Origin of the sequence: Streptococcus oralis, from assembly GCF_003942875.1 — a bacterium.
Lineage (GTDB): Bacteria > Bacillota > Bacilli > Lactobacillales > Streptococcaceae > Streptococcus > Streptococcus oralis_BX.
Window position 1 is genome coordinate 98,663 of sequence record NZ_RMVK01000001.1, and the last position, 13,550, is coordinate 112,212.

Sequence of the window (13,550 nt, forward strand, 5' to 3'; positions counted from 1 at the left end):
TTTCTGACGCTGGCTTTAAAACTGTGAAAATTCTGTCTCAACTAGATCGCTTCTGTGACAAAACTACGGCTTTCTAGCACCTTGAGCATGGCATTTGCTGTGTCTAGTGCTGTAAAGAGTGGCACACCGTGTTCAATGGCTGAACGACGGATTTGCTCACCATCTTCGTCAGCAGTTCGTTTGGTTCCGACAGTATTGATGATCGCTTGGATTTTCCCTTTGCGAACAAAGCTTGGAATATCCTGTTCATCGTCACCAATCTTTCCAACAGGTTGAGCTTGCAGTTCATGACTGGCAAAGAAGGCTGCTGTCCCTTCTGTCGCAAGGATACCATAACCGATATTTTGGAAACGACGAGCCAAGTCCAAGGCTTCATCTTTGGCATCATCAGCGATGGTAAAGACAACATTTCCAAAGGTTGGCAAGTGTAGGTAGGAAGCTTCAAAGGCCTTATAGAGAGCTTTTTCAAGAGTAGTATCAGAACCCATGACTTCCCCTGTTGACTTCATTTCAGGACCGAGCAAGCTGTCTACCTTAGCTAGTTTCGTAAAGGAGAAGACTGGCGCCTTGATATGAACGCGAGCGCTTTCTGGATAAAGTCCATCTTGGTAGCCAAGTTCTTCAAGACTTTGCCCTAGAATGAGCTTGGTCGCTACCTGAGCCATAGGAATATTGGTTACCTTAGAAAGGAATGGAACCGTACGGCTGGCACGTGGATTGACCTCAATAACGTAAACTTTTTCATCCTTGATGACAAACTGAATGTTCATCATCCCAAGACAGTTGAGGCCGATTGCTAGGCGTTTGGTGTAGTCTGCGATGGTTTCCTGCACCTTTTGCGACAAGGTTTGTGGAGGATAAACTGCCATTGAGTCACCTGAGTGGACACCAGCACGTTCGATATGCTCCATGATACCAGGGATGAGGACATTTTCCCCGTCTGAGATGGCATCAACTTCACACTCTTGCCCAACGATGTAAGAGTCAACAAGGACTGGGTGGTCTGGACTGGCCTTAACAGCGGTACGCATGTAAGAACGAAGATCTTCTTCGTTTTCGACGATTTCCATAGCACGTCCACCCAAGACATAAGATGGACGAACGAGGACTGGGAAACCAATCTTGCGAGCAGCAAGCACTGCTTCTTCTTCATTGGTAGCCGTTTGACCTGGTGGCTGTGGAATATCCAAGTCTTTAAGGGCTTGTTCAAAGAGGTCACGGTCTTCGGCACGGTCTAAGTCAGCGACTTGGGTACCAAGAATGGTCACACCTGCTTTTGCAAGGGGCTCTGCAAGGTTGATAGCTGTTTGACCACCGAACTGAACGATAACGCCTTTTGGTTGCTCCAAGTCGATAACATTCATCACATCTTCGAAAGTCAACGGTTCAAAGTAGAGCTTGTCAGATACCGAGAAGTCTGTAGAAACAGTCTCTGGGTTTGAGTTCATGATGATGGCTTCGTAACCAGCTGCTTGGATGGCCTTAACAGAGTGAACGGTTGCGTAGTCAAACTCAACCCCTTGACCGATACGGATTGGACCTGAACCTAGGACTAGGACGGATTCCTTGTCAGATCTGATAGATTCATTTTCCCAACCATAGGTTGAATAGAAGTATGGGGTTTCAGAGTCAAACTCCGCCGCACAGGTATCGACCATCTTATAAACTGGGACAATCTTGTTTTCTAAACGAAGTTGGCGAACTTGGTCAGCTGTCGTTTTCCAGAGTTCAGCAATCTTACGGTCTGAGAAGCCATTTAACTTAGCTGTTTTCAAAACTTCTAGATTTTGTGGATGAGCACCCAATTCTTGCTCGATTTCAAAGATATGCAAGAGTTTATCTAGATAGAAGATATCAATCTTGGTCAATTCAGCAATTTCTTCTGGTGTGTAACCACGGCGAATGGCTTCTGAAACGTAGAAAAGACGATCATCTTGGGCTTTGACAACCTTTTCAATCAAAGCATCATCAGAAACGGTTGCCAGTTCAGGCATTTCATTATGGTGAACGCCAATTTCAAGTGAACGACATGCTTTTAGAAGAGATTCCTCGATGTTACGACCGATGGCCATGACTTCTCCAGTTGCTTTCATCTGAGTTCCAAGACGACGCTCACCTTTTTCAAACTTGTCAAATGGGAAACGTGGAATCTTAGCAACGACGTAGTCAAGAGCTGGTTCAAACATAGCATAAGTTGAACCTGTAACTGGGTTGATGACCTCATCCAGAGTCAAACCAACGGCAATCTTGGCAGCCAATTTGGCAATCGGATAACCCGTCGCCTTAGATGCAAGGGCTGACGAACGTGATACACGAGGGTTTACTTCGATAACATAGTACTTGAAGCTATACGGATCAAGGGCTAGCTGAACGTTACATCCACCTTCAATCTTGAGGGCGCGAATGATGCTCAAGCTGGCATCACGAAGCATTTGGTTTTCATAGTCTGACATGGTTTGAGCAGGTGCAAATACGATAGAATCCCCTGTGTGAATTCCAACTGGGTCAAAGTTTTCCATGTTACAAACAACCAAAGCATTATCAGCTGAATCGCGCATGACTTCGTACTCGATTTCCTTGAAACCTGCAATGGAACGCTCAATCAAACATTGGGTAACAGGTGACAGTTTCAACCCATTTTCAGCGATTTCACGAAGTTCTTCCTCGTTGGCACACATACCACCACCAGTACCACCTAGGGTAAAGGCTGGACGAACGATAACAGGGTAGCCGATTGATGCCGCAAAGGCAACTGCTTCTTCAACTGTATTGACAATTTCAGATTCTGGAATTGGTTGCTCAAGCTCTTCCATCAATTGTTTAAAGAGGTCACGGTCCTCTGCTTGGTCAATGGCAGACAATTTAGTTCCCAGTAGTTCGACACCCAATTCATCTAGAATGCCATTTTTAGACAATTCCATGGCCATATTGAGCCCTGTTTGACCACCAAGAGTTGGAAGCAAAGCATCTGGACGTTCCTTACGGAGAATACGAGTTACAAACTCAAGTGTGATTGGCTCGATGTAGACCTTGTCCGCAATCTCCTTGTCCGTCATGATGGTGGCAGGGTTTGAGTTCACCAAGACAACTTCATAACCTTCCTCTTTCAAAGACAAGCAGGCCTGGGTCCCCGCATAGTCAAACTCAGCAGCCTGACCAATAATAATCGGACCAGAACCAATCACCATAATTTTTTGAATATCAGTACGTTTAGGCATTTATAAGATATTAAGGGCGTCAAGCGGACAAAGCTAAAATAGGAGTTATGACGAAGAACTGTCAGTTCTAGGAATAACTATCTTTTTAGCACCGTCCGTAGCCCGTATTCAGTTCAGCAAATACGGACCACCCTTCTCCTTTCTATTTGGCAACTCTCGGGTTGCCATTAAATAAATTCTCCGACGATTTTTTAGAGAAACGATATTTTTCGATAAAAAATCTAGTGCAGGGAGTTTTTAGTTCGCCCAATAGCGACTAAAAGAAACGACCTGCCTTTCTATTCGGCAACTCTCAGGTTGCCATTAAATAAGATGCAAAGGACGAATAGAAAGCGATTGAATTTTAGGAAACCAAGGAAGGATTGACAATCCAGGTTGGTTTCTCTAAATTCCGAGCTTTCCGTTCGTGTTCAGTTACATAAATTCTCTAACGAGCTTTTACTCGTTCTTAGTTTGATTGTTTAAAAGCTTCCATCATCTCGATAAACTCGTCAAATAGGTAGCTTGCGTCGTGTGGACCAGGGGCTGCATCTGGGTGGAATTGCACGGAAAAACCTGGTTGGTATCTGTGACGTACACCTTCAACTGATTTGTCATTGATTTCTTCGTGAGTAATGATCAAATGCTCTGGCAAGTCCTCACGGCTGACTGCATAACCATGGTTTTGGCTGGTAAAGTCTACACGTCCTGTTGCAATCTCACGTACCGCGTGGTTAAATCCACGGTGACCAAACTTCATCTTGTAGGTCTTAGCCCCGTTTGCCATAGCAAAGAGTTGGTGTCCCATACAAATACCGAAAATTGGAATTTTCCCTTGCACACCACGAATCATGTCCAGTGCTTCTGGAACGTCTTCTGGGTTTCCTGGACCATTTGACAACATAACTCCATCAGGATTGAGGTGGAGAATTTCTTCTGCCGTTGTTGAATAAGGAACAACCGTCACGTTACAGTTACGCTTAGAAAGTTCACGTAGGATTGAGTGCTTGAGACCAAAGTCCACTAACACCACACTCAAACCAACTCCAGGAGCTGGATAGGAAGTTTTAGTAGAAACCTGCTTGATATTGTCTGTCGGCAAGACTGTTGCTTGGAGCTGATCCGTCACATGGTCCATGCTGTCCCCAACGTGAGTCAAGGTTGCACGCATGGTACCATGCTTACGGATAATCTTGGTAAGTGCACGCGTATCAATCCCTGAAATACCCGGAATTTTCTTAGCTTTCAAAAATTCATCCAGCGTCATTTGGTTGCGCCAGTTGCTAGCTCGACGCGCCTCTTCGAAAACGACAACTCCCTTACAAGTTGGAATGATGGATTCGTAATCATCACGGTTGATTCCATAATTTCCCACCAAAGGATAAGTGAAAGTCAAGATTTGTCCATTATAAGACTGGTCTGTAATGGATTCTTGGTAGCCGGTCATCCCTGTGTTAAAGACGATTTCGCCTGTTACATCAATATCTGCTCCGAAGGCCTTGCCTTCAAAAACTGTGCCATCTTCTAATACTAGAAGTCTTTTTGTCATATTTTCACCTCTCGTGGACGCTCACTGGCGTCTTTTAACGTCTTGTGTTTTAGTTGGCGTTTCTACTCGCCAATACGGATTCTAAGATTGCCATCCGAACAAAGACACCGTTGGTCATTTGTTGGACAATGCGTGATTTCGGAGCTTCAACCAAGTGGTCAGCAATTTCCACATCTCGATTAACTGGAGCAGGATGCATAATAATGGCTCCTTCTTTTAAGCGATTATAGCGTTCTTGGTTCAAACCGTGTTGAGCATGGTAGCCTTCTTTTGAAAAGACCGCTCCACTTCCATGGCGTTCATGTTGAACTCGGAGTAACATCAGAACAGCCACCTGATCAACAATCTCATCAATAGTTACAAACTGTCCATAGTCCGCAAACTCTTGACTTCTCCATTCCTCAGGTCCTGCAAAGAACAGTTCAGCTCCCAAGCGTTTCAAAATCTGCATATTGGACTTGGCAACACGTGAGTGGTCCAAGTCGCCTGCAATAGCAACCTTGAGACCCTCAAAGTGGCCAAATTCCTCATAAATAGTCATCAAATCAAGCAAGCTCTGGCTAGGATGTTGTCCCGAACCATCACCACCATTGATAATGGAAGTCGTAATCGACGGACTCGCAATCAACTCTCTGTAATAATCAACCTCTGGGTGGCGAATCACACAGACATCCACTCCTAGAGCAGATAGGGTCAAGATGGTATCATACAGTGTCTCACCCTTATTGACCGAACTAGTCTTCACATCAAAGTCCAGTCGCTCCAATCCTAGCTTAATCTCTGCCACTTCAAAGGACTTATGTGTCCGTGTAGAATCTTCAAAGAAGAGATTCGATACGATAGGTTTGTTCTCGTAGGGAAGTTGGGCTCCATTTTTAAACTCAATACCTCGTTTGATCAATTTCATCACTTGATCGACAGTGAGGTCTTCCATGGAAACCACATGGTTCAATGCTTGTTGATTTTCTGACATGGCTACTCCTTCAGCTTTCTAAGCTTCTTCAGTAATCAGAACTCTGTCTTGGCCATCAAGTTCTGTCATCTCTACGATGATTTCTTCAGAACGACTGGTTGGGATATTTTTCCCAACGTAATCAGGACGGATTGGCAATTCTCTATGTCCACGATCGACTAGAACTGCTAAACTCACGCGCGCAGGACGACCATGACCTACAATATTATCAATAGCAGCACGGATAGTACGACCTGTATAGAGCACATCATCCACCAAGATAACCTCACGGCCTGTCACATCAACAGAAATCAAAGAAGTATCTTCTCCGCTTTTAACGTCATCGCGGAAAGGTTTGGTATCCAATTCCACAACAGGAACTGAAAGATTTTCTAGTTGCTCCAAGCGTTCTTTGATACGATGAGCGATGAAAACACCACGCGTTTTTATCCCAGCTAGGATAATTTTATTCAAATCTTTATTGCGCTCAATAATCTCGTAAGTAATTCGCGTAATCGCGCGTTTGACGGTCAATTCGTCTACAACTTCTTTTGCCTTCATGACAAACCTCCAAAAAGAAAAGTCTCCTTCTACAAGGAGACTTGAAATGTATAGCCAAGCGAGCCCTACTGTAAACAGTATAGACTTCACCCTTCTACTTTATCGCGCTCCTTGCCTGCCTCACGGGACAGGTTTAAAGGACTATTTAGTTACCATTTACTATAGCACAAAGCACCCTTAAAATCAAGCAAAAACTTTTTCAAAGTCCCCTTAAACATTGCTAAAATCATATAATTGGGGATAGTGGTTACATTCTGGATTTTTGGGATGGCAGATAGCTCGTCCAAAGTAAATCATGGCCTGGTGGGCTGCTAACCATTCTTCTGGTGGCAGAACATCCATGACACGTTTTTCTACTTCAAGTGGCGTAGCTGATTTTTTAACGATATCGTGATGCTTACAGATACGCTCCACATGAGTATCCACTGCAAAAGCAGGAATCCCAAACCCCACACTCATGACGACATTTGCTGTTTTACGACCAACACCCGCTAGACTTTCTAATTCCTCTCGTGTCTGAGGCACTTGACCATCAAAATCGTCTAGTAACTGTTGGGCACATTTTTTAAGGAATTTGGCCTTATTTCGATACAGTCCCAGGCGAGAAATGTGTGAAGCAATTTCACTCTCTGTCGCGACAGACATGGCTTGTGGCGTTGGAAAAGCAGCAAAGAGACCTGGCGTGGCCTTATTTACCGCTGCATCTGTCGTCTGAGCTGACAACATCACCGCAACCAAGAGTTCAAAATGATTGCGAAAATCTAGACTAGGCTTAGCATCTGGAAAAAGGGCAATAATTTCCTCTATGACATGACGGGCACGTTTCTTGGATAAAACCATCTACTCGTCTCCATCAAACAGTCCTTGCAAGCCAGCAAATGGACTGTTTTCTTCTTTCTTGACTGCTTGTTGGGCTTGGTATTCTTCCTCAGTCATGATTTGCCAGTCATTTCCTGACACAAAACCTTGGCCCGCCTCTTCTTCTGCCGTCAAGACTTTGATTGGGATATTGAGCAAGATATTATCTGCTACGCTCTCTGCAAGGTTGATTTCCCCATTTTCGATAGGCAAGACCAAATCATCATCTAGAACTTCCTGGTCCAGTTGGTTGGTCGCTCCTTCCATGAAAACTTCTGTCACTGGATAAGACTCAGCTAACTCAACCGGCTCCATACTGCGGCTGGAAGCAAGGACAATTGTATATGACAACTGATAGTCTAAGAAATACAGACGGTCTTCATACTGTACCTTCCCCACTGCAAGGATATTTTTGACATCTAAAATCTCTTGATTTCGTTTACACAATTCTGCTGCCAGGTCTAAAGCTTGTTCAAAATGCAGGCCTTCAGGTTGCTTACGAATTTCTTGAATATTTAACTTCATATTTCCTCCATAAAGATGTACTCACTTGATTATACCATGAAAAGGCTACAAATCAGCCCATCAAACTTTGATATTAAAATCTCATTTTTTAACATATTTACTATGACAAACTTTCCTATTAGTGCTATACTATAGGCAAGAATACACTAGAGCAAGGAGGATGCTCATATGGAAGATAAAGCACTCATCACTGAAGCTTACCAACTCCTTTCCGAGTTAGATAAAAGCTACCAAAGTTGCAAACAAGGAACAGCCGATGATCTTCGACTGCAAGAGCTGCTGAACACCACTCTTACGGAACTAAAAAAAGCAGAAAAGCTAGACAACAGTATCTTAATCGACCTTGAGAAATTTTACCAACGCACCAGTCTTCTGATTGGACTGGGTAGCCTAAAACTGAATGATCAAGCTCGTACTGCTTGGCGTAACTATGACAAGTTCCACTACGAACATGTCAAACACGTGCTAACTCTCTATGGGCCTGTTTTCGGATTTTAGAGCTTGAAATTACTTGTTTTCTATTGACAAAATTTCCTGAAAGGTATAGGATAGAGGTACTAATACTCGGAGGTATGGGAGACATGAACAACTAATCTATCAAATAAAGAACTTTATTTAGTAGATCTTGTTTTTGTCTCTTTTTTGTGTGCTCTTTTTATACTAGATTTTCTAGTATCTTGTCCTCATTGAAAATCAAAAAACTAGAAAGCTATGCTCCTCTTGGGTTAGGTTAGGCAGCTCCAAGCTAGTTTGACGAGTTTTTCAACGAGGATAATAGAGTTTTGACAGTGACTTTGGGCTCTACTAGATAAAGTAGAGCTTTTTGTTATGCACTATCGACATTCTAGAAAGGGCAACAATATGATAAAAATCAATCATCTAACTATCACGCAAAACAAAGATCTACGAGATCTTGTATTTGACCTAAGCATGACCATCCAAGACGGGGAAAAGGTTGCTATTATTGGTGAAGAAGGAAATGGTAAATCGACTTTACTACGGGCTTTAATGGGAGAAGCATTATCTGATTTTACTATCAGGGGCGACATCCAGTCTGACCTTCAATCACTGGCCTACATTCCTCAAAAGTTACCTGAGGAGCTAAAAAATAGGACTCTACACGATTACTTCTTTTTGGATTCTGCTGATTTAGACTACAGTATTCTTTATCGTTTGGCGGAGGAGTTGCACTTTGATAGCGACCGTTTTGCTAGCGACCAAGAAATTGGCAGTCTATCAGGGGGCGAAGCTTTGAAAGTTCAGCTCATTCACGAGTTAGCCAAACCTTTTGAGATTCTATTTTTAGATGAACCTTCAAATGACCTAGACCTTGAGACGGTTGATTGGCTAAAAAGGCAGATACAGAAGATGAAGCAAACTGTTATTTTCATTTCCCATGATGAAGACTTTCTTTCTCAAACGGCTGATACTATTGTCCACTTGCGACTGGTCAAGCATCGGAAAGAAGCGGAAACGCTAGTCGAGCATTTAGACTATGATCGCTATAGTGAGCAGAGAAAGGCTAATTTTGCCAGACAAAGCCAGCAAGCTGCTAACGACCAACGAGCCCATGATAAAACCATGGAAAAACATCGTCGCGTTAAGCAGAATGTAGAAAATGCTTTGCGAAATACTAAAAATGATGTTGCCGGGCGCCTATTGGCTAAAAAGATGAAAAATGTACTCTCTCAAGAAAAACGCTTTGAAAAGGAAGCCCAGTCCATGACCCAAAAGCCACTTGACGAGGAACAAATCCAACTTTTCTTTTCAGACGTCCAACCATTACCGGCTTCTAAAGTATTAATCCAACTGGAAAAAGAAAATTTGTCCATTGGAGAGCGCGTTTTAGCTCAGGGGATACAACTCACTGTCCGTGGCCAAGATAAAATCGGTATCATCGGGCCAAATGGTGTTGGAAAATCAACTCTGTTAGCCAAGTTACAACAACTCCTAAGCAACAAAAGAGAAATTTTGCTTGGTTTTATGCCACAAGATTACCATAAAAAACTACAATTGGATCTATCTCCAGTAGCCTATCTCAGCCAAACTGGACAAAAAGAGGAACTACAGAAAATCCAATCTCACCTAGCCAGTCTCAATTTCAGTTACCCAGAGATGCACCACCAAATCCGCTCCCTATCTGGCGGGCAACAAGGTAAACTCCTACTTTTGGATTTAGTGTTGCGCAAACCAAACTTCCTCCTTCTGGATGAGCCTACACGTAATTTTTCTCCCACTTCTCAACCTGAAATCAGAAAACTATTTGGCTCCTATCCCGGCGGTCTGATCACTGTTTCACATGACAGACGCTTCTTAAAAGAGGTCTGTACGAGTATCTATCGTTTAACAGAAAATGGTTTGGAAGTTGTTGATTTACAAGATTTATAAATGTTGAACATAGCAAAAATCCAGAGACGACCTCTGGATTCTTTTTACATACGTCGCTCTTGGGAACATTGATATAAAAATCGCTGCTGGCATCATCTACGTGACAGATTATGCTCAGACTTTTGTTTCAATTGTATAAGCTAGAAATCATTTTTTACTATCTTACAGCTCAAAGCATTCTAATGCAGCATTATCTCATATACAAAAAGCAAAACGCAACCAGATTATTAAGGACATGCAAAAGAATGGAATTCCATAGGTTGTCAGAAGTCTTATACCTTACCCCAAATGCAAATCCCATACCTAAATAGCTGATAAAGCTAGGAATAGTATAGGGATCATGAAGATAAGCAAAAAGAAGCGACGTGGCAAACAAGCCAAAATAGGTATTCTTAAATACTATCCCCTGTAACATACCTCGCATAAAGATTTCTTCCGTGACAGGTGCCAAAACACAGAGATCCGCAAAAAGTACAGACCATGAAAGTGATAAACTTTGCACAGTTTGAGTTGTGTCTGATTGGGTAGGGCCTAAAAAATTGACCATAATATAAAACAGGAAAAGCAAGGCGTATGAAAGAAAGCATTTAAGAATATCTTTTAGGCGGATTTTCCGAATGTGAAACAAGTCATACTTTTTTCCTACATATAAAAATATTGCAAGTTCAACAAGTGTAAAAAGGATTGATAGCGTTAATGAATTTATTCGCATGATTTTCTCTGCTATACTCAAATGAATCGGCAGAAAAATCAAAATCAAGAAAAACGTCATCCAGCGCTTATACATCATTCACCTCAATTATATAGAATTACATATATTATACTATTTTTTGGTGAGATAACAAGTTAAAAGTGAGATACTAAAAGCAAAAATCCAGAGACGACCTCTGGATTTTTTTACATGTGTTTCAAGCGTTCGATTCGTTCTGAGATGGGTGGGTGGGTATAAAAGAGTTTTTGTAGTCCCCCACCTTTCTTGGGATCATTAATATAAAGAGCGCTGCTGGCATCGTCAACATGGTGGTGCATCGGCTCGCTATTGTCCAACTTGCGCAGTGCATTGATCATCCCTTGAGGATTGCGAGTCAGCTCCACACTGGATGCATCCGCTAGAAATTCCCTCTGACGGGAAATGGCTAATTGCACCAGGGTTGCTGCGAGAGGTGCCAGAACAATGGCTAAGAGAGAGACAACAAGCATGATAATCTCCAAACCATTTCCGTCACGATCATTATCACTCCGTCTGCGACCAGTGCCACCCCACCACATCATCCGTCCTGCCATACTAGACAGAAGGGTAATGGCACTGGCAAGGGCGACAGCAATGGTCGAAATGCGAATATCGTAGTTTCGGATATGACTGACTTCATGACCCATAACAGCTTCTAGCTCCTCACGATTCATGATTGCCAGAAGACCCGATGTTGCTGCGACTGCTGCATTCTGCGGGTTTGAACCTGTTGCAAAGGCATTTAAAGATGAATCCTCAATGATGAAAACACGCGGCATGGGAATCTGAGCGACCATGACCATATCTTCTACTACATGGTAGAGGTCTGGGGCTGTTTGCTCATCAACCTCACGCGCCCCATTCATGGACATGACAATCTCTGTTGATTGAAAGATCATGGTCAGAGCGTAGATAAGGCCGATAATCAAGGCAATAATCATGCCACCAAGACCTGAACGCATAAAGAGATAGCCAACCGCATAACCAACCAAGGCCAAGAGTAGGAAGAAAACCAGCAACAAAATCCAGGTTTTTCGTTTATTGCTCGCAATTTGATCAAACAACATCTTAGTCACCTAAACCGCTAAAGTCAACTTTAGGAACCGCCTTTTCCTCTTCAGGTGTTTGAAGGAAGTCTGCAGCTTTAAAGCCAAATAGTCCTGCGATGATGTTACTTGGGAAACTTTCAAGTTTTACATTGTAGTTGCTGACAACACTGTTGTAGAGTTGGCGAGAGTAAGAAATTTTATTTTCTGTATTGGTCAACTCTTCTTGCAATTTGATAAAGTTAGCACTAGCTTTCAAGTCTGGGTAATTCTCTGCTACTGCAAAGATACCAGAAATCTGGCGGGTAAGGGCATCACTGGCCTTCATCGCTTCAGCTGGCGAGGTTGCTGTGGCTACTTGTCTACGAAGTTCTGTCACCTTTTCCAAGGTAGAACCTTCATATTTGGCATAGCCTTTGACTGTTTCAATCAAGTTTGGGAGGAGATCATTACGACGCTTCAACTGAACATCGATCTGGCTCCAAGCCTCCTTTGTCTGCATACGATTTTTCACCAAACCGTTATAGCTAACAATCACAAAAATAACAATTAGAGCCAAAACTCCAAGAATAATCCAAGTCATAATCTTATTCCTTTCTGCTTTTAGATTACTACCAGTATATCAAAATTTTAATGAATATGGTAAAATAAGATGATACTAGAGAAGGAAACGACTATGAAACCAGAAACATTTTACAGCTTGCTCGTCGAGCAAAATCTTCCACTTTCGGACCAGCAAAAGAACCAATTTGAACGGTATTTTGAACTCTTGGTCGAGTGGAATGAAAAAATTAACCTGACCGCTATTACAGATAAAGAAGAAGTTTATCTCAAACATTTTTATGATTCGATTGCACCCATTCTGCAAGGTTTGATTTCAAATGAAACTATCAAACTTCTTGATATCGGGGCTGGGGCAGGATTTCCTAGTCTACCCATGAAAATCCTCTATCCTCAGTTAGATGTAACCATCATTGATTCGCTAAATAAGCGCATCAACTTCCTCCAACTATTAGCTCAGGAGCTGGATTTGGACGGTGTTCACTTCTACCATGGACGGGCAGAAGACTTTGCCCAAGACAAGAACTTCCGTGCCCAGTTTGATGTGGTGACGGCTCGTGCGGTTGCCCGTATGCAGGTTTTGTCTGAGCTGACCATTCCCTATCTTAAAGTCGGTGGCAAACTATTGGCACTCAAGGCCAGCAATGCTCCTGAGGAATTGCTAGAAGCCAAGAATGCCCTCAACCTCCTCTTCAGCAAGGTCGAAGACAATCTCAGCTACGCCCTACCAAATGGAGATCCGCGCTACATCACTGTCGTCGAAAAGAAAAAGGAAACACCTAACAAGTACCCAAGAAAGGCTGGCATGCCCAACAAACGCCCACTTTAAACAATAGTGCACCCTTGTTTAAAGTTCAGAAAACAATTTACAAAATCAGCCTCGCTTTATTATTTCTAGGATCGGGAAAAATTCGTTTACAAAACGAACCTCGCTCTCGCATTTCCGGGCTCGGGAAAAAATGATTTACAAAATCAAACCTCGCTCTCGTATTTCTGGGCTCGGGAAAAATTCGCTTACAAAACGGACCTCACTCTCACATTTCTGGGCTCGGGAAAAATTCGTTTACAAAACGAATTTTTTCTGCTATACTATCCTAAGCAAAGGTTTTTAATGTCATCCTGTGAGGTGACGAAGGCGCAGATTTATATAAATTTTTAAAAGATAGCTATTTTTTAAAAAGTC

The 13,550-nt window shown here is 42.7% G+C and carries 12 protein-coding genes; 3 read left to right on the top strand and 9 right to left on the bottom strand.

Annotated features, from left to right (window positions below; all coding sequences use genetic code 11):
* Positions 1-41 precede the first annotated feature (41 nt).
* The 6 genes from carB to D8844_RS00565 all read right to left on the bottom strand — a co-directional run bounded on the left by carB (position 42) and on the right by D8844_RS00565 (position 7,642).
* Entirely contained in the window at positions 42-3,218 is a 3,177-nt protein-coding gene (gene carB, locus D8844_RS00540) for a carbamoyl-phosphate synthase large subunit (protein ID WP_125421046.1), read from the bottom strand.
* A 448-nt stretch (positions 3,219-3,666) separates the two neighbouring features.
* The gene (locus tag D8844_RS00545) at positions 3,667-4,746 is read right to left on the bottom strand and encodes a carbamoyl phosphate synthase small subunit (protein WP_000166848.1); all 1,080 of its coding nucleotides are present in this window, start codon (positions 4,744-4,746) and stop codon (positions 3,667-3,669) included.
* A 49-nt stretch (positions 4,747-4,795) separates the two neighbouring features.
* Positions 4,796-5,719: an aspartate carbamoyltransferase catalytic subunit gene (locus D8844_RS00550; protein ID WP_125421049.1), complete on the bottom strand. Its 924-nt coding sequence runs from the start codon at positions 5,717-5,719 to the stop codon at positions 4,796-4,798.
* Between the two features lie 18 nt (positions 5,720-5,737).
* Positions 5,738-6,259, bottom strand: a complete 522-nt coding sequence (gene pyrR / locus D8844_RS00555) for a bifunctional pyr operon transcriptional regulator/uracil phosphoribosyltransferase PyrR (RefSeq protein ID WP_125421052.1) — start codon at positions 6,257-6,259, stop codon at positions 5,738-5,740.
* Between the two features lie 210 nt (positions 6,260-6,469).
* The gene (nth, locus tag D8844_RS00560) at positions 6,470-7,099 is read right to left on the bottom strand and encodes an endonuclease III (RefSeq protein WP_070568919.1); all 630 of its coding nucleotides are present in this window, start codon (positions 7,097-7,099) and stop codon (positions 6,470-6,472) included.
* The gene (locus D8844_RS00565) at positions 7,100-7,642 is read right to left on the bottom strand and encodes a YceD family protein (protein WP_125421055.1); all 543 of its coding nucleotides are present in this window, start codon (positions 7,640-7,642) and stop codon (positions 7,100-7,102) included.
* 168 nt (positions 7,643-7,810) lie between these two features.
* On the opposite strand from D8844_RS00565, the gene D8844_RS00570 reads away from it, so the two are divergent.
* On the top strand, positions 7,811-8,140 hold the full coding sequence (locus D8844_RS00570; RefSeq protein WP_000389545.1) for a hypothetical protein: 330 nt from the start codon (positions 7,811-7,813) through the stop codon (positions 8,138-8,140).
* A gap of 330 nt (positions 8,141-8,470) precedes the next feature.
* Positions 8,471-10,030, top strand: a complete 1,560-nt coding sequence (locus tag D8844_RS00575; RefSeq protein WP_125421058.1) for an ATP-binding cassette domain-containing protein — start codon at positions 8,471-8,473, stop codon at positions 10,028-10,030.
* Positions 10,031-10,220: 190 nt separating this feature from the next.
* On the opposite strand, the gene D8844_RS00580 is transcribed toward D8844_RS00575, so the two are convergent.
* The 3 genes from D8844_RS00580 to D8844_RS00590 form a co-directional block, all read right to left on the bottom strand.
* The gene (locus tag D8844_RS00580; protein WP_260467471.1) at positions 10,221-10,820 is read right to left on the bottom strand and encodes a CPBP family intramembrane glutamic endopeptidase; all 600 of its coding nucleotides are present in this window, start codon (positions 10,818-10,820) and stop codon (positions 10,221-10,223) included.
* A gap of 107 nt (positions 10,821-10,927) precedes the next feature.
* Entirely contained in the window at positions 10,928-11,827 is a 900-nt protein-coding gene (gene htpX, locus D8844_RS00585) for a zinc metalloprotease HtpX (protein WP_070568942.1), read from the bottom strand.
* A gap of 1 nt (position 11,828) precedes the next feature.
* Complete coding sequence (locus D8844_RS00590; RefSeq protein WP_049479068.1) at positions 11,829-12,389, bottom strand: LemA family protein; 561 nt, start codon at positions 12,387-12,389, stop codon at positions 11,829-11,831.
* Between the two features lie 93 nt (positions 12,390-12,482).
* On the opposite strand from D8844_RS00590, the gene rsmG reads away from it, so the two are divergent.
* On the top strand, positions 12,483-13,196 hold the full coding sequence (rsmG, locus tag D8844_RS00595) for a 16S rRNA (guanine(527)-N(7))-methyltransferase RsmG (protein ID WP_125421061.1): 714 nt from the start codon (positions 12,483-12,485) through the stop codon (positions 13,194-13,196).
* Positions 13,197-13,550: the final 354 nt, after the last annotated feature.

Bases quoted from the DNA above. Each gene is read 5' to 3' on its own strand.
- carB (WP_125421046.1), bottom strand. From the start codon at position 3,218: ATGCCTAAACGTACTGATATTCAAAAAATTATGGTGATTGGTTCTGGT.
- D8844_RS00545 (WP_000166848.1), bottom strand. From the start codon at position 4,746: ATGACAAAAAGACTTCTAGTATTAGAAGATGGCACAGTTTTTGAAGGC.
- D8844_RS00550 (WP_125421049.1), bottom strand. From the start codon at position 5,719: ATGTCAGAAAATCAACAAGCATTGAACCATGTGGTTTCCATGGAAGAC.
- pyrR (WP_125421052.1), bottom strand. From the start codon at position 6,259: ATGAAGGCAAAAGAAGTTGTAGACGAATTGACCGTCAAACGCGCGATT.
- nth (WP_070568919.1), bottom strand. From the start codon at position 7,099: ATGGTTTTATCCAAGAAACGTGCCCGTCATGTCATAGAGGAAATTATT.
- D8844_RS00565 (WP_125421055.1), bottom strand. From the start codon at position 7,642: ATGAAGTTAAATATTCAAGAAATTCGTAAGCAACCTGAAGGCCTGCAT.
- D8844_RS00570 (WP_000389545.1), top strand. From the start codon at position 7,811: ATGGAAGATAAAGCACTCATCACTGAAGCTTACCAACTCCTTTCCGAG.
- D8844_RS00575 (WP_125421058.1), top strand. From the start codon at position 8,471: ATGCACTATCGACATTCTAGAAAGGGCAACAATATGATAAAAATCAAT.
- D8844_RS00580 (WP_260467471.1), bottom strand. From the start codon at position 10,820: ATGATGTATAAGCGCTGGATGACGTTTTTCTTGATTTTGATTTTTCTG.
- htpX (WP_070568942.1), bottom strand. From the start codon at position 11,827: ATGTTGTTTGATCAAATTGCGAGCAATAAACGAAAAACCTGGATTTTG.
- D8844_RS00590 (WP_049479068.1), bottom strand. From the start codon at position 12,389: ATGACTTGGATTATTCTTGGAGTTTTGGCTCTAATTGTTATTTTTGTG.
- rsmG (WP_125421061.1), top strand. From the start codon at position 12,483: ATGAAACCAGAAACATTTTACAGCTTGCTCGTCGAGCAAAATCTTCCA.